General features: G+C 37.9%; 13 protein-coding genes. 8 read left to right on the forward strand and 5 right to left on the reverse strand.

The window, feature by feature from the left end; genetic code table 11:
• The first annotated feature begins 65 nt into the window (after positions 1–65).
• From ACLJX0_RS12675 to ACLJX0_RS12690, 4 genes are all read left to right on the forward strand, one after another.
• Entirely contained in the window at positions 66–2,318 is a 2,253-nt protein-coding gene (locus ACLJX0_RS12675) for a TonB-dependent receptor (RefSeq protein ID WP_410880924.1), read from the forward strand.
• A 15-nt stretch (positions 2,319–2,333) separates the two neighbouring features.
• Complete coding sequence (locus ACLJX0_RS12680) at positions 2,334–2,792, forward strand: thioredoxin family protein (protein WP_410880926.1); 459 nt, start codon at positions 2,334–2,336, stop codon at positions 2,790–2,792.
• 157 nt (positions 2,793–2,949) lie between these two features.
• On the forward strand, positions 2,950–3,315 hold the full coding sequence (locus ACLJX0_RS12685) for a BlaI/MecI/CopY family transcriptional regulator (protein ID WP_410880927.1): 366 nt from the start codon (positions 2,950–2,952) through the stop codon (positions 3,313–3,315).
• A gap of 18 nt (positions 3,316–3,333) precedes the next feature.
• Positions 3,334–5,145 carry a M56 family metallopeptidase gene (locus ACLJX0_RS12690; protein ID WP_410880929.1) on the forward strand — a complete coding sequence of 604 codons (1,812 nt, stop codon included), beginning with the start codon at positions 3,334–3,336 and terminating at the stop codon, positions 5,143–5,145.
• Between the two features lie 88 nt (positions 5,146–5,233).
• On the opposite strand, the gene ACLJX0_RS12695 is transcribed toward ACLJX0_RS12690, so the two are convergent.
• The 4 genes from ACLJX0_RS12695 to ACLJX0_RS12710 form a co-directional block, all read right to left on the reverse strand.
• On the reverse strand, positions 5,234–7,909 hold the full coding sequence (locus tag ACLJX0_RS12695) for a carboxypeptidase regulatory-like domain-containing protein (protein ID WP_410880931.1): 2,676 nt from the start codon (positions 7,907–7,909) through the stop codon (positions 5,234–5,236).
• 80 nt (positions 7,910–7,989) lie between these two features.
• Positions 7,990–8,781, reverse strand: coding sequence for a GLPGLI family protein (locus ACLJX0_RS12700; RefSeq protein WP_410880933.1), 792 nt, complete (start codon positions 8,779–8,781; stop codon positions 7,990–7,992).
• Positions 8,782–8,836: 55 nt separating this feature from the next.
• Positions 8,837–9,013: a hypothetical protein gene (locus ACLJX0_RS12705; protein ID WP_410880934.1), complete on the reverse strand. Its 177-nt coding sequence runs from the start codon at positions 9,011–9,013 to the stop codon at positions 8,837–8,839.
• Positions 9,014–9,193: 180 nt separating this feature from the next.
• Positions 9,194–9,787 (reverse strand): ABC transporter ATP-binding protein, encoded by a 594-nt coding sequence (locus tag ACLJX0_RS12710; protein ID WP_410880935.1) that lies wholly within the window; start codon positions 9,785–9,787, stop codon positions 9,194–9,196.
• 515 nt (positions 9,788–10,302) lie between these two features.
• On the opposite strand from ACLJX0_RS12710, the gene ACLJX0_RS12715 reads away from it, so the two are divergent.
• The 4 genes from ACLJX0_RS12715 (at position 10,303) to ACLJX0_RS12730 (ending at position 22,651) form a co-directional block, all read left to right on the forward strand.
• Positions 10,303–10,728 carry a hypothetical protein gene (locus ACLJX0_RS12715; protein WP_410880936.1) on the forward strand — a complete coding sequence of 142 codons (426 nt, stop codon included), beginning with the start codon at positions 10,303–10,305 and terminating at the stop codon, positions 10,726–10,728.
• 100 nt (positions 10,729–10,828) lie between these two features.
• Entirely contained in the window at positions 10,829–11,338 is a 510-nt protein-coding gene (locus ACLJX0_RS12720; protein WP_410880937.1) for a septal ring lytic transglycosylase RlpA family protein, read from the forward strand.
• Between the two features lie 713 nt (positions 11,339–12,051).
• Positions 12,052–20,223, forward strand: a complete 8,172-nt coding sequence (locus ACLJX0_RS12725; RefSeq protein ID WP_410880938.1) for a fibronectin type III domain-containing protein — start codon at positions 12,052–12,054, stop codon at positions 20,221–20,223.
• Between the two features lie 355 nt (positions 20,224–20,578).
• The gene (locus tag ACLJX0_RS12730) at positions 20,579–22,651 is read left to right on the forward strand and encodes a site-specific recombinase (protein ID WP_410880940.1); all 2,073 of its coding nucleotides are present in this window, start codon (positions 20,579–20,581) and stop codon (positions 22,649–22,651) included.
• Between the two features lie 55 nt (positions 22,652–22,706).
• On the opposite strand, the gene ACLJX0_RS12735 is transcribed toward ACLJX0_RS12730, so the two are convergent.
• Positions 22,707–24,566 (reverse strand): monovalent cation:proton antiporter-2 (CPA2) family protein, encoded by a 1,860-nt coding sequence (locus tag ACLJX0_RS12735; protein WP_410880941.1) that lies wholly within the window; start codon positions 24,564–24,566, stop codon positions 22,707–22,709.
• Positions 24,567–24,636 lie beyond the last annotated feature (70 nt).

Raw genomic sequence — 24,636 nt, forward strand, 5'->3', positions numbered from 1 at the left:
TTTATTTAAATAATATTTTTAGCTTTGCCTAAATTTTAATTTAATATAATAGTAAATAAATATTTATGCGTGTACTAATAAGTTTTTTGTGCTTCCTGTTTTTTTATGGCGTCAGTGAGGCACAAACAATTCAGGGAAAAATCACTGCTAAAGGTGATATCTTGTCTTATGCCACTGTTTCGGTCGAAAATACCTCGAAGGGAACTACGGCGGATGAGCATGGAAATTATAAAATTGATGGATTAAAACCGGGAAACTATGTGGTTCATGCGGAGTTTGTTGGTTTTAAAAAAACATCGAAAAAAATAAATCTAAAAGAAAATCAAACAGCTACGTTGAATTTTGAACTAACAGAAGATTCAAATTTAGAGGAGATTGTTATTTCGGGGTCTTTAAAACCAGTTTTAAAATCGGATGCGGTTACACCTGTAGAAATTTATACACCTGCTTTTTTTGAAAAAAATCCAACAGCGAGTTTGTTTGATGCGGTACAGATGATTAATGGGGTACAACCTCAATTAAATTGTAATGTTTGTAATACGGGAGACATCCATATTAATGGAATGGAAGGACCTTATACCATGATTTTGATTGATGGGATGCCGATTGTTTCTTCACTTTCAACCGTGTATGGTTTGTTTGGTATTCCGACGAATATGATTGAACGTGTAGAAGTAGTCAAAGGTCCTGCTTCCTCTTTGTATGGGACAGAAGCTATGGGAGGGATTATCAATGTAATTACCAAAGATCCAGAACATGCAGCTAAGCTTAGTGTTGATGCTTTTTCAACTACTTGGTTGGAGAATAACTTAGACTTAGGGGCAGGATATAAATTAGGAAAGAAAGTCAATGGATTATTTGGAGGGAATTACTTCAAATTTGGGGAGCGCAAAGATAAAAATGGAGACGGATTTACGGATGTTACCCAACAAGAGCGCGTGTCTTTATTTAATAAATTCAGCTTGAAGCGCCCAGAAAATAAAGTAGCGAGCTTAGCCTTGCGTTATGTGTATGAGGATCGTTGGGGAGGAGAAACCAACTGGAAGCGCAAGCAACATAGAGGAAGTGAAGAAGTTTATGCGGAAAGTATCTTTACCAATCGCTTTGAGGCCATTGGAATGTACCAATTGCCAACAACAGAAAATATTTACACCCAGTTTTCGTATATCTATCACGGACAAAATTCCATGTATGGACCAGAATCCTATGATGCGAAACAGCAAGTGGCTTTTGCACAAGCCTATTGGGATAAAACAGTTGGGAACCACAGCTTGTTAGTGGGAGGATCGTTTAAATATACCTACTATGATGATAATACAAGAGCAACAGGTATTTACGATGAAAATGGCTTGGTAAAAAATCAACCCGAAGAAACGCCAATTCCAGGACTCTTTGTACAAGATGAATGGTCGTTAAACAAGGCGAATAAATTATTACTTGGCTACCGTTTTGACTATGATAAAACACATGGTGGGATTCACTCTCCTCGTGTTGGATATAAATTTGCACCAAATGCCAACCATGCCTTGCGCGCAAGTTTTGGAACGGGATTCCGCGTGGTGAATGTATTTACAGAAGATCACCGTGCCCTTACAGGAGCGAGAGAAGTGGTTTTTGCAGAAGATTTAGATCCAGAGAAATCGTACAATGGTAACTTGAATTATACGGTAAAAGTACCTACTAATTTTGGGGTATTTAACTTTGATGTAAACGGATTCTATACGTACTTCACCAATAAAATTGATGCAGATACGGATACGGATCAAACAAAAATTATCTATGCCAATTTAGATGGACATGCTATTTCGAAAGGAATTTCACTAAATGTAGATGTGACATTCGATTTTCCACTGAAATTGATGGCTGGAGCTACCTATATGGATGTGTACCGAAAGGAAGAGGGAGAGCGTGAACAAATTTATCACTCACCAAAATGGTCAGGGAATGTATTGGCTTCTTATAATTTCGGACGAGGATTTTCGGCAGATTTAACCGCAGATTGGAAAGGCCCGATGCGATTACCACGTGTTGAAAATGACTATCGACCAGAATATTCACCTTGGACGGTAATTGCCAATATCCAAGTAACCAAGAAATTTGGAGATAAGTTCCAAGTATATGGAGGAGTGAAAAACTTGTTCAATACGCTACCTAAAGAAGATGCAATCGCAAGATGGTGGGATCCATATGGAGAACCAGGTAATGGGGTAACACCACCTCCAGGAAGAACAGATGTGATTTTTGAACCGAATGATTACAGCTATACGGCTTTACAGGGAATTAGAGGTTTTATCGGTGTTCGATACAATATATTTTAAATTAGTTAGTGAAAAATGACTGTTAATTATCGTTATATTCTGTGTTTATTAACGTTGCTTGTCGGAGGATGGGGATTCGCTCAATCGAGTACCAGCACGTTTTCTACTGTAGAACAACAGATGAAACAAGAGCCTAGGCCTCTTGTGGTCTTTCTACATACGGATTGGTGTAATTACTGTGCATTGATGGAAAAGAAAACTTTTTCCAATTCTGCTGTTCAAGACCTGCTAAAGGAGAAAGTCTATTTTATTTCATTCAATGCTGAAACAAAAGAAACGATTACGTTTCAACAGCATCCTTTTGTTTTTAAAAAGAAAGGATTGAATGGAGGTGTTCACGAATTAGCCGAAGCGCTTTCGTCTAAAAATGCTTATCCCGCTTTAGTGGTCTTGAACGAAAAATATGAAATTATGTACCAGCATCATGCCTATGTTGGTCCAAAAGAAATGCTTCAACTTTTGAAAGCATTGTAGGTGACTACGTGTTATTTTTCTTTAAAAGCACTGTAAATCAATACGATTTACGGTGCTTTTTTTATGGTTAAAATAAAAAAATATGCTTTTAAACTAATTTTTTAGTTTGATAACTAATAAATTAGTTATATGTTTGTTTATATAATTATGGAACAAGATGGAAAAGCTTACAAACAAAGAAGAAGAAATTATGCACATCCTTTGGAAGTTAGAAAAAGGATTTGTCAATGATATATTGGCCGAAATGCCAGAACCTAAACCACACTATAATACCTTATCTACTTTAGTTCGCATCTTGGAAGAAAAAGGAGTAGTGGCTCATAAAGCCTATGGAAAATCCCATCAATATTATCCAGTAGTGACGCTAGAAGCCTATCGAGCGATGTTTATGGAGGAAACGATGCACAAATATTTCGATAATTCGTTTAGTAACTTGGTTAACTTTTTTGTGAAGGATAAGCAAGTATCTCAACAAGAGTTAGATGAAATTCTTTCGATTATCGAAAAAAACAAACAAGTGTAACTTTTAAAGTACAAGCGTATGACTCCCTTTATTCTTTATCTCTTAAAAACAAATGGCTTATTGGCTGTAATTTTCATTTTCTACTATCTCTTTCTGAGAAAGGATACGTTTTTTGTCGCCATTCGCTACTATTTTTTACTGGGTATTACCTTGAGTTTACTGCTGCCGTTGTTGCAACTGACAAAGACGGTGTATATAGAACAGCCGCTTGATTGGTCCCGATTCCTCTCTCCCGCTTCGAATGACGCTATGATTGAGAAGTCACAAAGTTTTGTTGAGCGATTTGATCTCATGGCGAAGATTCCTTATGTATTTGGGTTTCTTACTGCTGTGATTAGCCTATTGTTTAGTGGAAGGGTTTTGCGTTTGATTCGCCACGTGAAGCGTTTACCGCATTGGCAATCTAAATCGGAAATCAAAATAGATGCTACCACAAACGAAGCGTACTCGTTTTGGAAGTGGATTGTCTTACCGGTAAACCATCAAGAGGTCAAAGCTTTGGAAACCATCATTCAGCACGAACAAATTCACGTGCAACAAAAACATACCGTTGACCTTTTAGTCATCCACTTCTTGCGTCGCATCTTTTGGTTTAATCCTTTTTTGTTGCTGTTGGAGCAAGCGATTCGCCTGAATCTGGAATATATCGTGGATCAAAAAGTCACCAATCAGCAAAATAGCTACGACTATCAACTGGCATTAGTTCAGTTTGAACAAACCAAAACTACTTCTTTTACGCTAGTCAATTCTTTTGGGGCTTCGGATTTGAAGAAGAGAATCATCATGTTAAACCAACCAAAATCTAAAACGATGAGAAAATCAAAATTTATTTTATGTCTTCCGTTAGCGGTGGGATTCTTTTTGCTTTTTCAAATAAAAACCCAGGCGGAAGTTCGCTTGGTTGAGGAAGAATTGGAGCAAACAGAACAGGAACCAGTAAAAGAACAAAATCAGCCTAGGGTTAATGTTCATACACTAGGTACTATGGTAACGGACGATCATACAACTGCTTTAGCGCAAAAAGAGGAAGCTGGGGTTCCTTCTGAAATGGGAATGAAAATTACGGACGAAGATAAAACCGTACAGTTAATGATGACGAGCGGGACTGGAAAAATGAAAATAATAAAAAACGGCAAGGAGATTACAGCAGAGGAATTGGAGCAATACAAGGTAACCGATAAAACAGCTGGAAAATCTCATACCTATGTTATCCATTCTTCTGGAGCTCAATCTGGAGGTAGTTCATCTGCTAGTTTCATTATTAATGGGAAAGAATATAGCTTAGAAGATCTCGAAAAGCTAGGCGAAAAAAGTATGATTACAAGTACCTCTTACTCCTATTTCCTAGATAACGAAACTTTGTCAGAAGATGTAAAACGACAGATAGAAGAGGCAAAAAGAGCGTTAGAAGACACTAAAAAAGTGAGAGAAGAAGCGTTGAAAGCTTCTAGAGATGCCTTGAAAGCTTCTAGAGAAGCATTAGAAGCATCAAGAGAAGAGCGTGAAAAAGCTATAAAGAATTCAAAGAAAGCACTAGAGGATTCAAGAAAAGCAAGAGAAGAAGCGAAGCGTGATGTTCTTGTGATTACTTCAGGAGATAGACAAATAAAAACGAAGGTGAAAGACGGTAATTTTACGTTCGAGTCAAGTCATGAAACTACTGGATCACTTTTGTATATTGTAGATGGAAAAAGAATTAAACCCAGTGAATTGAATACGATTAAATCAGAAGAGATTGAAAGTGTGAATGTGTTAAAAGGAAAAGAGGGCAAAGAAAAATATGGTAAAGAAGGAGAAAACGGGGTAATTGAAATTAACCGAAAGAAATAAATATTACTTTTTTAAATTGGATACGTTAGTTAGTAAAGGCTTTCAACAGGTGTTGAAGGCCTTTATTTATTAGTATAAGAACTTTCACTTAGAAAGCAAATCGCATAGATGCCATAAGTTGTCTCGGGCGTATGGGTGTGCGCATAACATGGGTCATGATGTTATGAATGATGACTTGGTTATACTGCTTATAGTTAAAAATGTTTGTCAAAGAAAGTTCAAGGTCTATTTTTCGTTTAGGAAAGGTATACCGATAGGTTAAATCCACAAATGTACTGGTGAATGCTTGTTGTTGAATGTGATCTTGTTGATAGGTTAAGGTTGTGAGAATGGTATGTTGAGCCAATGGCAGTATACTTACGGTTGCATCATGGGTTGTTTTAGTGCTAGTGGAAGAGACATCGTTGTTTTTTATGTGTTGATAAGCAAAGGAATAATCGATGTTTAACCAAGTGAGAAATGTATTGGTTAAACTGAATCGATACGTATTTTGATGGGTTCTTACTGTATGGTACTCTTGATTAAGTAACATGGGGCTTTTATTTTGATCATAGGAGAAGTTCCCTTTTAAGGTTGTGTTCATTGGCTCAATCAGTTTGTTTATATTCAGTTCTAAACGTTGGGTTGTTTTAGTGTTATGTTGCTCAATGGCTTGAATAATTTGTTGACCATTCTCGCCAATTTCTTGAGCAAATAAAATAGGATTTTGTTGTTCCCTATATTCTAGATTAAAATAAGCAAACCACCCAGTAAAAGGGTCCTTAAAGTTGGTTTCGATTTTGCTCGTAAAGCGGGAGTTGGATAAAATACGATTCGTATATGCACTAAAATTTAATTCATTGAGTACGGTAGAAGAATACAGTTGATTGAGTGGTGTGAAAACACTCGTATAAGCTATATTCCCTTTGAACGTCCAGTATAAAGAGGCATTATATTGCGCATATAAAGTAGGCGAAAGAAATAATTTACGATTGCGATTACGCTTGTTGTTTTCGTTGTCTACTAACGATACGGTGGTCCAATCTAGCGGAAGGTTGAGATTCAAAGACCAATGCTTAGCTTTGAAATTGATTTTAGAATGTAAGGCATTACTACTCGTTTGATAACGCAGTTGGTTGTGGTAATCTCCAAGGATAGGGATCCAAAAATCGGTTTCACTTCCATATAACTCCGTGTTGAAATGTGTTCGTTGGAAGGTAAAGGTATACTCTTCTGAAAATGTCCAAGCATTTTTTCTCCAAACATAGGCTACCGAATTTTTGGTGTAGAATGATTGATTATCATAGTGTTGTGATAAGGATGTGTAAGGGGCTAAAGCTGGATTTTTTAAATTAAAAAGCGCAGTTGGAGAAGCGAAGTACTCTTCTTTGCTGTTTGAAAAATCTAGGAGTGAGCGAAAATTAATCCAATGTTTTTCGGTTATGGGGACGAGGGTACTCCATGTGTTTTGCAACTGAAAAGCAGGAGCATTGACCTGTTGCTGGATGAGATTTTCAGGGGTATTGACTGTCAGATCTCCCCTTGTTTTATCTTTTGATACGCGGATTGCCGTTTTGTTTTTGGTATAGTTTTGTTTTTTATTTTGTGTGAAGGTAAATTCAGCATTGAAGATTTCTTTTGCTGTATGACTAGAGGTTGTTCTTTGATATGTTATGGACTCAGGTATACCAGATGTTGGATTTAGATCATATAGGGTTGTGATTTGTACTCTATTATCAGCATCACTTTTTTCATTTAAATAATATAGAGCTCCTGCAAGTTCCCAATTGTTTGTGAGTTTTTGCAAAACATTTATATTTCCTAAATGACTGGTATTTAGCCAATACCGTTTTTTATTAATGAGGGGATCAGCATTAGTTGCTAGTTGTAAGAATGGAGAATTTATAGGCGAATATAAAAAAGTGTCATACTCTTGAAACGAGTACAGCTGCTGCATTTTAGTGGTTAGCGTTTGTCCTGTATTGTTGGTTTCATAATTAGCTAACGTTTGAAAATTTGGAGTAAAGAACATAGGAGAAAGAGCAACATCCCAAAGAAAGGGAGCGATTCCTCCTCCAATTTTGGCGGTACCTGTACGACTTACCTTGTTTTTTAACCGAATATTTAAAGCCGGTTTACCTGTTGTAACCTTGCCATCCAACATTTTGATGGGTTGATGATCTTCATATACATCGACCTGACGAATGTCATCGGGGGAAATTGCTTTCGTAATAGCCGTATAGCGCCCTTGCATTAAATCTAGCCCTTCTACATAGAAACGATTGATGTTTTCTCCTTGATATTTGATTTGCCCTGAAGTAGTAATTTCTATTCCTGGTAAACGTTGAAGTACATCTTCTAAGACGCGGTCAGTTTTTGTGGTAAAAGACTCGATATTATAGCTAATGGTATCGTTGCGTTGTACAATTGGTGTTGGTTTGATGAGTATTTCTTCTAAAGTCGTTGTTTGTTCAATCAATGTGATTGGGAGAAAAGAAGGAGAGGAATGTAAAGGTAGTTGGTATTCGGCGTAGTCAAAATGACGAATACTCAATTTAACCCGTTGTGTTGTCGGTAATTCCACTTCAAAATTCCCTGAAGTATTAGATTGTGTATAGGAGATTACTTCGTCGTTGTCACTTTTCAATACAACGACTAAAGCCCCTTCGATGGGGGTGTTGGCAGTAGTAACGATTTTTCCTTTGAGGCGCTGTTGCGCTTTGCTTGAGAAACCTATCAATAGAAGAAGAAAAATAACGAGCGAAAATGGATGTATATTGAACATAAAATAGCATAGAAAATGGGAAAATAGGTACCGTTTATCCGAAATCGATCTTTGAATAATTCACACGAAAAAAGGTGGAATTACTCTACTTTGTAAATAGGATTTGAACGCAGACCAACTCTTTCATCAAATTCAACAGGAAGTGTTGCCGCATTTTTAGGATTGATTTCACTAAAGTTGTCTTTATAAGTTTTATTTAAGTAGACCTTTAGCGCTTTTTCATATTGTACTGGAGTAATTGGCGTGATGAGGTCTTTTGGATTGCGCAAGTCCCAATTGTCGATGATTCGTTGTTCACTGTTTAGAAATTCAAATTCATAGTGCTGTTCTTCATCCCAGGCTTTGACAACAAAACCAGGTAAGTTTTTAAATTTATAAGGTCCTTCGACTAAGGGAATTTCCGAAGTGAAGAGCACATACCATTGACGCCCTTCAAAAAATGTAGTAGCTTTTTGTACGGTATAGCCATGCCATTGTGCCGTGCTAGGTTCAATTTTCCAAGCTAATGTGTTTTTAGGCTGGTCATATTTGTAGTTTGCTCGGTCTATACTTGTTGTGGTCGTCAATATCGTATTAGAAGCAAAAACAGCAAAGTTTGTTTTAGGACGATAGGTGTGAATGAGTTGCATGAATTCTTCTTTGTTTTTTGCCATGACAGCGCCTTTCTTTCGCTCTAATAAGGCCAGTTCCAGAAATCGAGAGGATTGTGTAGCATCAATATCAAGGACAAAAAGGCTCTCATCTATTTTGTCGGGTTGTGTTTTATCCGATGTGATTTTGCCCAAGTAAGTATAACGCATAATTGTTTGCTCTTGGGCTTGTATTTGTAAGGCTAGTAGTAGCAGTAAAAAAGTATAGTATATTCTTTTCATAGTATTTTTTATTTAAATTAAAGAACAGCGTGCGTTTGAAACACGCTGTAGATTTTTATTCACAAATAAAATTATCGATGTCTAGAACATCCTGTGAAATTTGCTCTATGGTATCACCTTCTTGAGGGCAATAATTTACAGATTCCTCACAAGAAAGGTGAACTTCAAAACAAGCAGCAAAACTTGTGTTTGACAGGGCATAAAGCGATAAGATAAAAATTGTCTTTTTCATTTTTATTTTGTTCAGTATTGCTCTCCCTGTTCCCGGTTTTTCGTTGATTATAGGGTGAAAATAAACCGATAAAAAGAGAAATCCTAAGGTGTGTTTGAATATTTAATGCATTAAGTAGTAGGTGTTTGAATGACTTATTTTTAAAAAAAAATAAAGGCTTTCAACTGGTGTTGAAGGCCTTTATTTATTAGTATAAAGCGTGCCATTTTCAAGTTGCACTTGGCGGGTTCGAATTGTGCTTAAGCAGTCGGGAAGATGATTGACAATCAGTATGCCTTTGGTTTTTCTTTTTTCCGTTAAAACGGTACAGAGGCGCTCTTGGAGTAGGGGAGATAATCCAGCGAAAGGCTCATCTAGTAAAATAAACGGTTGAGGTAAGTTCAAGACAAATAGCGTTTGAATCAATTGTTGAATACCCGTTGCAAAGGCGTGGATTTTTTCTTGTCTTTTACCCTCAAATTCGGGCCAATTCCAATAGGCTTTAGGAAGAATATTACCCAAACGAAGTTGCTTAGGGAACATATAAAATTGTGGTTTTAAGGCAAAGTAACGTTGAAAATGACGGGGTTTTCGTATTACCTTTTGATCGATACGCATATAAAGATATTGCGCTTTTTTCGTGCCAAAAAGCACCTGCAAAAAGGTAGATTTCCCTTTTCCATTAGCGCCTATTAACTCGACGATTTCTCCTGTCTCTAGTTGAAAATACAGGTTGTTGAGCAGCGGTTTATGATTGAGTTGGTAGACTAAGCTATCTATGACTAAGGAAGGCATGTTTACATCGTTTTAAGGGTGGTAAGAATAAAAGAAAGCAGCAGGTTGCTGCAGGCTAATACAACTAAAAGACGAGAAGGCTGCCATCTTTTGTTTTTAAAGAAATACAACTCCTGTTTTCTGAAAGTCCAAAAATACAGTAGTGTCAGCAGTACCGCAAAAAATGGAGGTACCCACCACCCAAGCGAGGTTATTAGTCCAAGGAGTAGGGTAACACCAAAGGAGAGTAGGTAATAAGGATATAGGATTCGCAGCGCTATTATCATGTAGAAAAAATTACATCCATCGAAGGTATTTGTTTTTGTGGAGATTATCCTATTTTATTGCGAAATATTTAATTCAAGAAATACTGAGGAAGGACCCTTCTGACTTGCATATTATTCTTGAGATTAACGAAATATACTGAGTTTTTTATACGGAAAAAAGCAATTGATGAGGTAGAATGTAAATCAAATAGTAAAACGGTTATTTTCAATAGTTTTATTTATATTTGTCTATAAACTAATAACAACAATATGTATAAGATGTTACAACCAGCGCACTCAGGCGTTGCATATTTAGCCTTGATTTTCTTGGTTATTGTGGTGATTAATGCTTTTGTAGGACTAAGCGCAAAAAAAGAGTTTACAGAGAAAGACCGTAAATTAGGTTTAATTGGATTAATCTTTACGCACATCCAATTATTATTAGGACTTATCTTGTATTTCGTTTCACCTTTAGTACAAAGTTTCGGTGTAGCCATGAAAGATTCTACCCTAAGATTGTACGCTCTAGAGCACCCATTGATTAACATTATAGCGATTGCGTTGATTACAATTGGATGGTCAAAACACAAGAAAACGACAGATAGCAACAAGAAATTTAAAATGTTTGCTGTTTTCTATACGATTGGATTAGTTTTAATCTTGTCTAGAATTCCTTGGAAAGTTTGGTTTGCATAATTCCAATCTAAAAGATACAAAAGAGAGCTTCTGGCTCTCTTTTTTTGTTTTGGTATACTTCTTGTTTTTGAATTCATGTCTATTTTTTGAAACGTAGAATATGAAATATTTTCAATATATAATTTTTGCACTAGTAATCTTCACTTTATCAAGTTTTGAAGCAGCAGGTAAATTACAAGAAAAGAACAAACTCGTTGCAGTTAGCATGGGGCAAGTAGTAGATACAGTAGCAACGTTAGATGTGAATGTAGTTGAAGAAGATTCTATCATTATGGCAGAAGTAGAAGAGGATTCATTCGAAATGGTAAATGATGAAACAAAAGCATCTTATTATCACGATAAATTCTCTGGAAGAAAGACTGCTAGTGGGGAGATTTTCGATAACTCAAAATACACGGCAGCACACAAAACATTACCTTTTGGGACGAAAATTAAAGTGACAAACTTAAAAAATAAGCGTTCAGTAGTACTCACAGTGACTGATCGCGGACCGTTTACAAAAGGACGATCTGTTGATATCTCGAAACGTGCCTTTATGGACTTAACTGACAATGTTGGTCGTGGCGTTTTAGATGTTAAAGTAGAGCGTATGATTGAAGATATTCAGTAAATAACACACACACCTATTGGAGTAAACAACAAAAATAAAATCAGTTTTTTTTGATTAAGAAAGCCCAGAAAAGTTTAAAAAATAACTTTTTTAAAGAGAGATAGGGAAGACCAAAATGTCTTTACAAAGTAAAAAAGTGTAGAATGGTAGTGTGGAATTTTTCTACAAGTCGAGGATGTGCACCGCACATCTTTTTTTTTGCACTACAATCAAACCTGGGTAGTAATTTTTTTTTAAATAAATTAAATCTTTTCTTTAGTTGAAAATAAGCGAATAATGAGCTGCCTAGCAAGGCACTAAAGTTATTGCAACTAAACAGCTTGTTAAGCCTGTCCGTAGCCAGCAACTAACGCAGACAATCGCTAAATGGCAGGTAAATGAATGTATTTTTTCGCTCTAAGATGGAGTTCAGACAAATATAGTATTTTGTTTTCTGGTGATTTATAAGCTTTTTTAAGAAAAAAACATGCTTTTGAGTTGAATGTCTCTCTTTTTTCTACATTATAAATAAAAGTAAAACGTTAACAGTTTTGTGTTTTATGCCTATAAAAAGATAATTAGCGCCGAAATGCAGCTAAAAATAAGCCATTTTATTATACTTTTAATTTTTTTGATTTAAATCCAACATCACTCTGCTAAAGGAATAGTTCGCTTCTCAATTTGTAATGTTTTAATTGCTATTTATATTTGGTCTAAATTAAAACACAGCAAATATGAGCACGATAAAGGTAAGAAATACCTTGTTAGTAACGTTACATTTTTTTGTTTTGTGGGGCTATGTCCTACGGGCCAATACAACAGTAAATAGCGATCATCTAGAGTCTCGGACGCTAGAAGTTGCTGCAGTTTCTGAAGAGAATAAATACGAGGAAGCTGCTGCATTTGCCTATTGTTATGCACCAGAGTGGTTGCGATTAGGAAGTGTTTCGACCACATCTTATACATTGGAATGGGAGGCGGTTTCAGATGCCAATTCGTATGATTTATTTATAGGTCCAAGAAGTACAGAAAGTACAGGAGGAATGACGCCAACACATACGGCAACAGCATCAACATTGACGATTGATTTACCAGAGAATCAGGTCAACCTGTATGTGTGGGTGCGATGCAATTGTTCGGATAGCTTTTATAATCAGAGTGGTTGGGCTGGACCTTTCGCCATACATTTACCAATGACACCCGTTTCTTTACCTTATGAGGAAGATTTTCAACAAGATCCACTCTATGGTTACAGCAACGATAGAACCAACCAATGGTTCATTGGTGGTGGTGCAAAAAGTAATGCCGATAAGGCGCTATACATCAGTAAAGATGAAGGACGATCCAATGATTATTCCTTGTATTACGATCAGGTATCTCATGTCTATAAAGATTTTACCGTGCCTCAACAGGCTGAAAATATTGCCATTTCTTTTGATTGGCGTTCGGTGGGAGAGCGCGATGAGGATTATCTGAGCGTTTGGTTGGTTCCAGCGAACTATGTTCCTGCAGCTCGTACGGCGATAAATGCCAATCAAGAAGGCGTAAGACAGATCGGATTGCGTTACTACCAAGAGAATACTGTCTTTAAACGTGAAACGATTGTTGTTCCTGTTGGAGAACAAGGGGGACAGGTTTATCGCTTGGTATTTCAATGGAAGCAAGAGAGTGGTGGAGGAGCACAGCCTGCAGCAGCAATTGATAACTTGAAAATTGAGCAGATATCCTGCGCGCCACCTATGGATTTTCACGTGAGTACGATTGGTGCAGAGTCAATGAAAGTAGAATGGATTGCGCAGGCAGATCAACGCTATGAAATTCGTATAGGAACGGATGAGATTCTAGCAAATGCAAATACTTATACATCGACGACCAATAGCTTGATTGTCGATCAATTACAACCTGCAACCAACTATTTTATTTGGGCACGTTCCTTTTGTGAGGATGAAAATAGTATTTGGATTGGTCCCTTAGCGATACAGACCCTACTCGTGGCGAAAACACTTCCCTATCGAGAAAATTTTGAAGGAACTCCGACTTTTATTTTTGTCAATGACGATGTGAATAAGTGGTTTATTGGATCTGCTGTTAGTAATGGAGGAACTAAATCGCTTTATATTTCCAAAGATGGAGGAGTTTCCAATGAGTACAATCCTAATTTGAATCGAAAGCAAGTATCTTTTGTCTATCAAGATCTTGTTATTCCTGCTGATGCCTTGCAGTTGGGTATTGATTTTGATTGGCGATGCGTAGGAGAAGGTTCGTATGATAATTTTAAAATGTGGTTAGCACCTCTTTCATTTACTCCTGAAGCAGGAACAAATATAAATGAAAGAGACCGTACGATGATTCGCGTAGGACAAGCAGCCTATTCTAATTCGGCTAACTTTAAATCAGAACAACTGCTTTTAGATGCGACTTCATTCGCGGGGCAGACGATGCGATTGATTATTGAATGGACGCAAGATACGAGCAGCGGACAGAATCCTGCCGCTGCAATTGACAATTTGCAGATTATTGCAATTAATTGTTTGGCTCCTGCAGATGGGCGAGTATCCAATATCAGAACGGGAGCTTTTGATTTATCTTGGTCCGCAGCAGCGAATACAAGTAGTTATGAGGTTTTTGTAACCGATGACTTGAGTATGCGTCCCGATGAAACAACGACTCCTTTAGCTTCAACTAGTGAAACAACCTATTCTTTTGAAAACTTAAATGAGGTAACAAAATATCATGCTTGGCTTCGATCAAGCTGTAGTGGCAGTGATAAAAGTAATTGGGTAGGTCCTTATTTTGTGGAAACACCTTTGGTTTCTAGTATTGGTTTGCCTTATATGGAAGATTTTGAATCTAATCCAACCCTTGGTTTTACTTATGCCCAACCTAATCAATGGCATGTGGGACAAGCGGTGAACCATGGCGGACAAAAATCGCTGTATATCACTAAAGATCAAGGAGCAACGAATACCTATGATTATGAGCAAACTCAAATTATTCACGCCTATAAAAATATTGATATTCCACAAGGAGTCGATATGTTAGCCGTGAGCTTTGACTGGCGCGCACAAGGGGAGAGAGGATATGATTACAATACGAGCGAATATCGTCCAATGGACTTTTTAAGCGTGTGGATGATTCCTCAGTCCTATGTTCCGCAAGCAGGAGAATCGCTTAGAAATCAACCGCAAGCTTTGGCGATTAACTCTGATATCTTGTATCAAAACAATGATTTTACTTCATTCTCTAAGAATCTAGATGTCAGTCAGTTTCAAGGGCAAACTGTTCGATTTGTTTTCGAATGGCAACAAGATGATGGTGGAGGACGCCAAAATCCAGCGGCAATTGACAATTTAACAATTCAACCAATTTTGTGTAGTGAACCGACCGCTTTTCAGTTAGATGGGCTTACGGCTCATACGCTTGCAGTTTCATGGCAAGAGCGCGTGAATGTTCTAGGATATGAATTATATCTAGGCACTTCAAGTGAAGAACCTACAGCTACTACAACGCCAACACATACAACAACGGAGGTGAATTATACCTTTGAAAATTTAACGCAGGCAACTGCTTATCATATTTGGGTTCGCTCAACATGTGGAACCGAATCTTCAAGATGGATTGGTCCATTAGCGGTACAAACTTCTTTAATTCCAGCGGACTTACCTTTTATAGATGACTTTGAAACAGAACAATATTATGGGGTTAGCAATGATACCATCAACCAATGGTTTATTGGAAATGCTGTGCATAACGGAGGAGCGAAAGCCTTGTATATCTCCAATGATGGAGGACAAACACATGCGTATTCCAACTATGTGCCTGTAGATATTGCTTCACATATCTTTAAAGATTTTATAATTCCAGCAGGAGCAATGGACATGACGCTTACCTTTGATTGGATAGGGGTAGGAGAAAGTCGATATGATAAACTCAGCGTGTGGTGGGTTCCTGTAACATACACTCCTCAAGCAGGTGTGCGCATAACTGCAGCCGCTAGTGGAGGAGTTCAACTGGGAAGAGAGAACTTTTCGGATTCCCGTGTGTTTTCAACAGAAGTTATTACCATCAATGGACAGCTGTATGAAGGCCAAACGATGCGTTTGATTTTTGAATGGATCAACGATCAGCATAGCGGAAGTAACCCTCCAGCAGCTATCGATAACTTGAAACTATCCACGTCATTCTGTGGAGCTCCGACGGCTTTGACAATTAGCAATGAATCGGATCAGGGATTCCAAACACAATGGGAGGGGGGAGCTACAGCCTATGAACTATTCTTAAGCAATGTAGCTACGACCATCCCAGAGGATACTTCAATAGCAACGCATCAGTCGTTAACTACCAGTCATACTTTTGAAGGATTGACGCCAGGTCAAACCTATTGGGTATGGGTGAGATCGGCGTGTTCTGATACCAATCACAGCGATTGGGTTGGTCCACAAGAAATAACCTTGCCTAATACCCCTGTGGCTTTGCCTTATGTGGATGATTTTGAAGCAAATCCTACTTTTGATTTTACAACAGATCGTGCCAATCGTTGGTATATCGGGCAGGCGGTGCATGCGTCAGGAATGCATAGCTTGTATATTAGTGGAGATGAAGGTGTTACCAATACCTATGAAACTGCTAATAGCCAAGTGGTACATGCGTATAAAGATATCGTCATTCCTGCTGATGTAAGAGAATTAGCTATCGGGTTCGATTGGCGCTGTGTAGGAGAAGCGGACTATGATTTTTTCAATGTATGGCTAGTGCCTACAACCTATGCTCCAACAGGAGGAAGAACTATTTCAAGAAATGTGGTAGGAGCCATTCTTGTAGGACGTGAAATGTACGGTCAACAGACTGAATTTAGTAGAGAAAATGTTGTTGTTGGAGTAGAAGCAATACAAGGACAAGTATATCGTTTGGTATTCCAATGGAAACAAGATAATAATGGAGGCTATCAACCTGCTGCGGCAATTGATAACCTGAGTGTTGAAGTAGTAAGCTGTAGTCCACCAAGCAACTTTGTTGCAGGTGAGATAACGAGTAATACGATTGCAACTACTTGGACAGGTAGTGGTGCTGCTTCTTACGAATTGTATGCGTCAACTACAGGCGACATACCTACCGAAGAGACAGAAGCAACCCATCGTTCAACAGATCCTAACTTTGTGTTCACTAACTTAGCAGAAGGAACGTATTATACCCTTTGGGTTCGTTCGGTTTGTGGACGTGACAAGAGTTTTTGGGTAGGGCCTATTGTTGTACAAACACACTTAAATCCTGCAACTTTACCCTATACGGAAGATTTTGAACAAAATCCCGTTTTTGGATACCGCAATGATACTCAAAACAAGTGGATTATTGGCAATGCCGTGAATAATGGAGGAACAAAAGCCTTGTATATTTCTGATGATAATGGCGTTAGCAATCAGTATACGCATGAAGTACCTGGTAGAGGGCAAACTTCCCATGTTTATAAAGATTTTACAATTCCTGCAACGGGAATGGAATTGGTACTGAAGTTTGACTGGCGAAATATGGGAGAAGCAAATTATGACAATTTCCGTATTTGGCTTGTGCCAGCAGATTATACGCCACGTGCAGGGGTATTAGTGCAAAGTGATAACCGACGTGCCGTGCGATTAGGAAGAGAATATTATTCGGGAAGTCAAGATTTTGCACCAGAACAAATTATCATTCCTGCTCAAGAATATTTAGGACGTACAATGCGTATCATCTTCGAGTGGACGCAAGATAACATTAGAGGGAATAATCCAGCTGCTGCGATTGACAATATTGAATTCTTTATCAAAAGCTGTTTGCCACCAACGGATGTAACGGTTGATGCAATGCGAGATAGCGAATTCGATATGAGTTGGACAGGACAAGACGGGCAAAGTAGCTATGATTTAGTGTTGAGTACCGATCAAGCAATTGCGGTGAATGAAGCAACAGTTCCGACCCATACTGCAACGGAATCAAATTACACCTTTACGAATCTAGAGGAAGGAACAATGTATTATGTTTGGATTCGTTCTAAATGTAGCAATGAAGAATCAAGTCTATGGACGGGACCTTTTATTGCAACAACACCTTTAGTAACAGTAACTCCATTGCCTTACTATGAAGATTTTGAAGGAGCTCCTAAAATTGGAGTGACCCATGCGTTGCCAAATCAATGGGTGATAGGAAATGCCGTACATAACGGAGGACAGAAATCCTTGTATATTTCAAATGACAATGGAGTGAATAACAAATACACGGTGAATAAAGCGCAAATTATACATGCGTATAAAAATGTACATATTCCCGCAGACCTTGACCAATTGGAGATTAGTTTTGATTGGCGTTCTAACGGACAACAAAGGTACAATTATGAAACTAGCGGAAACGTGGGCGTAGATTTTGTTAACGTATGGATTGTTCCGATATCCTATACTCCCCAAGCTAATGTGGCGATTACAGCAGCAGATCGAGCGGTTGCAGTAAAAGTAGGTGGGTTTTTTAATAGTTCTACTTTCCAGCGATTCCAAACGCGTATGGATATTGAAGCTTTTGCAGGCCAAGATGTGCGTATCGTATTTGAGTGGAAACAAGATAATTACAGTGGCGATCAACCACCAGCAGCCATCGACAACATATTGATTAAGCCATTTACTTGTAAAGATGTGGCAGATGTAGAAGCTGTTCGAATTTCAAATTCTTCGAATATTGAGATTACCTGGACTCCGCTTGGACAAGAACAACAATGGGAAGTCTATATTGTGGAGTCTAATCAACCGGATCCAACGCCATTAACCGCTGGTATTCGTGTAGAAAACACTCCGCGCTATGTGTTTAGAGAGGCAGCTGAAGGAGCTTTCTATCACGTCTATGTACGTGCTATTTGCTCGGATACGGATCAAGGTACTTGGAGTCCTGCGGTTTTGTTTAACCTCTTTAATCCTCCAGGATGTGCAAATATTGAGGTAGAACCGATTGACCTACCACAAGCCGAGGATGGAAGCTATGTTATTTGTGAGGATGAAAATGTGGAACTAGAACTAATCGCTAGCTACTATGATATCAAAGATACTTCGGAATATACAGTAGAAGCGATTGAATATAAACCTCCTTTCCCTTTTATTGGAGGAAATTTAATTCCATTAACTAAAGATGACCATTGGTCTGAAGTAATTGATCTAGGATTTGATTTCTGTTTTTATGGCAAGTCATATAATAAGGTATTAATTGGTACCAATGGGATGATTACCTTTAGTGTTCGTGGACATGCTGAAAATGGATTGTATACTCCAGATTCTTCTTCTGGCTATTTGATGAATCCAAACATCCAATTGCCTACCAATAGTGCGAGTGGGAATACCATTCCCTACGTTAATAGTATTTTTGGTGTGATGCAGGATTTATTTCCTGATAATTCACCAGCGGATTATTCGATTAATTACCAAGTGTTAGGTACTTTCCCTTGTCGTGCTTTAGTATTTAATATTTATCATTTAGGACTGTATGATAAGGAGAGATGTCCGTATGATGCCAATGATATTGAAGGAACGACACAAACCTCACAAATTGTGTTATACGAAGGAACTAATATTATTGAGGTATATATTAAAAATCGCCCTACATGTACCAATTTCAACGAAGGATTAGGGCTTGTGGGTATTCAAAATGCAACGGGAACAGCAGCAACCGTTCCGCCGAATCGAAATGTAGGAAGCTGGACGGCTGCGAATGAAGCTTGGCGCTTTGTGCCAAGTGGCGAATCTATCGCTGAATTTAGTTGGTTGAAAGACGGTGAATTCTTAACCGAAGAACAAGATATCAAGGTTACAATTGATAAAACGGTAACTTATACAGGACGTATTACCTATATGCATTGTAATGGTACACAACAAGTCATAGATAAGGAGTTTCGCTTTATCAAAGAGAAACACCCGATTACAAAACCTCAGAATAGATCTACCTGCCGTAGAGAGCCTGGATTTGTTTATACCTTTGATTTAACAGAGAGCAATAATCAAGCTGCAGGAAATTTTGATGCCAAAGATTTTATTTTCACCTATTTTGCTACGGAAGAAGATTTATTAGCCAATGAGAATCCTTTATCTACTACGTACACTACGACAGCAGTAGAACCAACGGAAATCTTTATCAAAATGGAGCATAAGAACACCCACTGTTTTACCTATTCAAGTTTTACACTTCAGGTGAATAAGCTTTCAGGAGCAACAAAAGTGGAGCCTATTATCGCTTGTCAAAGTTATGTTCTTCCAGAATTAGCAGAAGGAGAAGCTTATTATACAGAAGCCTTTGGACAGGGAACTCGATTCGAAAGCGGAACTGTCTTTGATCAAATTGGTAAACATCAATTATACGTATATGGCGCCCTAGAAGGTTGTGTTGCACAAAGTAAATTCACTATTGAAATTTTGGAATTTATTGCAGCCCACGAAATAGAAGACCAAGTGATGCATTGTGAACTATATACTCTACCTGTTCTCCCTATAGGAAATCAATACTATACGGAAGCAGATGGTCAAGGAATAGCTTTGCAACCAGGAGAACAGATTATATCAGATCAAGTGATTTACATCTATGCAAATGCAGGCAAAGGAAAGGTCACTTGTGCGGATCAATCAAGCTTCCGTGTAACCTATGAAGAATGTGAACTGCCCAAAGGGTTTTCTCCCAATGGTGATGGTATTAATGATCGCTTGGATTTGTCCAAATACGGGGTGACAAATCTGAAAATTTACAATAGAAATGGAATCGAAGTATTTGCTTTTAGCGGCTTAAAATATACCGATGAGTTTTATGGTAAAGATAAAAGAGGAAATAATTTGCCTTCTGGAACCTATTATTATGTAGTAGTAACTCATGGTAAAATGCGTACAGGATGGATTCAAATAAATAGATAAACGCATCAATAACCGAGTGTTATTTCTTTTTAAATTGTTGATTTTCCATGTGAAAAAGCCCTTTGTTACCTGTGTGGTAATAAGGGGCTTTTTTTGGATTATAGCATATGACCTTGGTTATTGATCGGGATTTATACTTTGCCCTGCTCTAGGTAAATAGGTGCGATTTGCGTGGGATAACTGTTGAGGTAACTTAGCCCAATTGTCTGTTTTTATTGGGTTAATGTTTCAGAATTTGTGCGTTTAGTAAGAAATTTTCTTTCAATTTCAATTCGAGGATATAAAATAAAGACGTAAATTTATGCCAAGTTATAGTTATTTCTATTCAACTGTTAAGGAAAAAATATATTTTTAAATGAAATTAAGATACATATTGCAGTCACCTCAAGGAATTGAGGAGCTTTTTAATAAATATGTAGTTGATGGTAAAATATATACAAGTGAAGATATTTCATTTTTAGTCGATCTTGTACATATTTTTCGACCGCGAAATATAAAAAAAACGAATCGAGTTTCCATCGATTCTTTTACATCTTATCTAAAAACCCATGAAGTTGAACGGCTAGCCTTAATCGAATATTTGAAAGAACTTCTTTCTAATAGGCGTTTTAGTCGCATGATTTCAGATGCGGGAATTTTACAAGATTCTGATTTCTTCTATGAAGTTAAAAAGCGTTTATGGGCCAAAGTATTACCCTATCAACCCGAAAAAGATACCTATGAGTATGTGTTGAATCAAGTATTCCACAAACATACCGATGCGGCGTGGGTAGACTTAATTCCAGAAGAACAGCTATTGGAACTATTCGATCAACTCAATTTTACGGATATTTTTACCAAAATTTCCGACGAGTCAGTTATGGGAGAGTTGTTAAACTCCATCGGATTAATTACCCAACGCATGAGTGGTAGAGCGATGGAGAGTTCTATCATCAGTATGGTCCCTGAATACTCCCATTTTGAAAGTCCTTTCTTGGCTCTAGAAAATGAGTTTATGGAGGTGGCCGAGGGTATCTTAAAAGGCAATATTAGCTATTTAACGCTCGCTGATATTAACTGCAAGCAGATTAAAATATTTCATAAACAGTGTTTGGATTTCGTCAACCAAGCTTTTAAAAACAGCTCCAAGTACGGAATATCCATTAAGGTCAATCAGAGCTTATTGCGTCTAAGACAACAGTTACAGCGCGTGGATGTATTGCTCTCGTTGATTATCATCGAAGGAGAAGATACTGCGTTGGAAAAGAAGAAAAATACCATTCAACTAGCCCGTAAGTTAATTGGATACAATTGTTATAAGTATAATGTATCGGGTTTAATTAAGGAAAGTACGCAACTGATTTCCTATGAAATTACCCAGCATACGGCTAAAACTGGAGAACACTACATTACCAAGACCGCTGGAGAGTATTGGGATATGTTTAAAGGTGCCATGGGAGCCGGAATTATCGTTGGTTTTATGTGTATTCTGAAGTTATTGGCACATAAATTAGATGCCAGTATCTTCGGTCATGCCATGTTGTATAGTTTAAACTATGCCCTAGGATTTTGTTTAATTTACTTGTTGGGCTTTACTTTAGCCACAAAACAACCAGCTATGACGGCTGCTGCAATTATCAAAGCCATTGAAGACGGACAAAAACAGCATGTAGATAGTGTAGATAAACACATTGGTTTTGCTAAGCTTTTTGCTCGATTAGTGCGCTCTCAGTTTATTGCCTTTATCGGAAACGTCATCTTAGCCTTTCCTATTGCCTTGTTGCTGATGTGGGGATTTGATTCTGCCTTTGATGTGAATATTGCTCAAAAAGAATGGAAAGGCATGCTAATTGACGCCGATCCTATTGAATCAAAAGCCTTATTCCATGCAGGAATTGCAGGAATCTTCTTATTCTTGTCTGGGATTATCTCGGGGAATGTATCCAATAGAAATAAACACAACCGCGTTTTTTATCGCATCCAAGAACATCCGTGGTTAAAATACAATTTTGGACTTCAACGCTCTACCAAAATAGCCAATTGGGTGGATACAAAATGGCCTGGAATTGCTTCGAATATCTGCTTCGGTCTATTCATGGGAACCTGTGGTGCCATTGGTACGTTTATTGGTCTAGATATTGATATTCGACACATTACTTTTGTGAGCGGTAATATTGCCATTGGATATTATGGATCGGGATTTGAAGCTCCTACATCCATGCTAGTTTGGGCTTTTATCGGGATGTGGTTGATCGGATTTATGAACTTTATCGTGAGCTTCGGTTTGTCCATTCTCTTGGCATTTCGCTCTAGAAATATACCCTTTAAAGAAACCAGAGAGTTGGCTTGGGCTGTATTGAAATACTTCAAGAGCTTCCCGATGGAATTCTTTATTCCAACAGGAAATACCGTAGTAACACCAGTAGAGAAAACACCAGATAAAAAGTAAAATAAAAATGATATAAAAAAATGGAGACGGCCAGCCGTCTCCATTTTTTTTATCGTTAATCAGTAAAATCTGAAGTGTCTTTTGTTTCTCTTTTGTGGCGCAAGCTATCCTTTAGTAAATTGGATTGTTGCTCAAATTCAAGACGCGATACTGTGATGTAATCTTCTAAATTGTGGATGTTCTTGGCTAATTTTCGCAAAGAAGCACGGTCACTTTTAATAAATAGTTCACTTTGGGTTCTCGCTTCTTCATGGCTCAAGCCCAGTTTCTCTAGCATCACTGATCCCACGTAAACTGCCGTAAAGAAGTTTTCTCGATACACTTCAGTAAAGCCATCTTGTAAATATTCATAAGCATTCTTTCTGTTCTTTGCGCGGATAATCACCTCGACTTCAGGGAAATTCTTGTGTAAAACTTCAACCAAGTGTTGATTCACATCTGGTGGATCCATAGCGGCAATGACATAGTCGGCATTTTCTACTCCAATGGATTTTAAAATATTGATAGAGGTCGCATCCCCATAGTACACATTAAAGCCCAACTTGCGCAAGTGATCCACGCGTTCTGCGTCGTTATCTAATACCAACGTTGGGATGTCATTGGCTTGTAGTAAACGACCAATGGTATTACCAAAATCACCAAAACCAGCAATGATAATTTTCTTGTCTGCACTGATGTGTGATAAATCATCATAGGGTTGGTTAGCTGTTGGCGAAGGGGTTAATCCTAAATAAGGACCAATCCACTTCTCATTCAGTAACATTAGGATAGGCGTCACCACCATCGAGAGTGCAGTGGTTGCCAAGAGATAATCGTACCACGTTTGGTCTATAATATTAATAGTTTTTCCCAAAGCTAGTATGACAAAGGCAAATTCTCCAATTTGCGAAAGCAAAATAGCGAAGAGAAAAGATTGATCTTTAGGAAATTTCTTCCATTTTCCGATAGCAAATAAAACAATCGCTTTAATCGCCATAGAACCCACGAGTAGTGAAAGGATAATTAGAGGCTCTCGGGTGATAATATCAAAGTTAATCGTTGATCCTACTGCAATAAAAAAGATACCGAGTAGCAAAGCCTTGAAGGGCTCAATATCACTTTCTAATTGGTGTTTATACGGGTTGTTTGCTAATACAACACCTGCAATAAACGCACCCAAAGCGGGGCTGAGCCCTACTTGTTGCATCAATAAAGATACTCCAATCACTAAAAGTAAAGCGGAAGCCGTATAAATTTCGCGAATTTGCAAACGTCCTACTGACTTAAACAGGGGGTTTACAATGTAATTTCCCACTAAAAAAATCACAGTAATAGCGCCTAAGATGGCCATGGTTTTCATCAATACTGGTTGTCCATCGAGCATACTGCTGTTCGTGGTGGATATCGGAAGTTTTTTTGAAACCGCAAGTAAGGGAATTAAGGCCATTACCGGAATCACCATAATATCTTGGAAGAGTAGAACAGCAAAACTCGATTTCCCAACATTGGATTTATTGAGTCCTTTTTCGGATATGGTTTGGAGAATAATCGCTGTAGAGGACATGGTAACGACAAATCCAATGGTAATTGACGTTCCCAAGCTCAAGCCAATAGCAAAGTAACAAACAGCTGTGGTGATGATGGTCGTTCCGACAGCTTGTGCCGTACCTAATCCAATGATTTCCTTCCGAATTTTCCAGAATTCTTTAGGGTCGAGCTCCAGTCCAACCAAAAATAGCATCATCACAACACCAAATTCTGTGGCATGCATAATATCGGCTCCGTCTTTTCCAACAAATCCCAAGACAAATGGACCGATTAAAACTCCTGCAAATAGGTAACCTAAGACAGAACCCATCCCTAATTTCTTCGAAATGAGCACACAAATTACTGCGGCAAATAAAAAAATAAACGCCTGTGCTAAAAAATCATTCATTTTATGCTTGTATTTTCTTGAATTAAATAACAGTATAGTAGAGTGAACGTTTTTTAGGTATAAAAAACAT

The organism is Myroides sp. DW712, from assembly GCF_046557355.1.
Taxonomy (GTDB): Bacteria; Bacteroidota; Bacteroidia; order Flavobacteriales; family Flavobacteriaceae; genus Flavobacterium.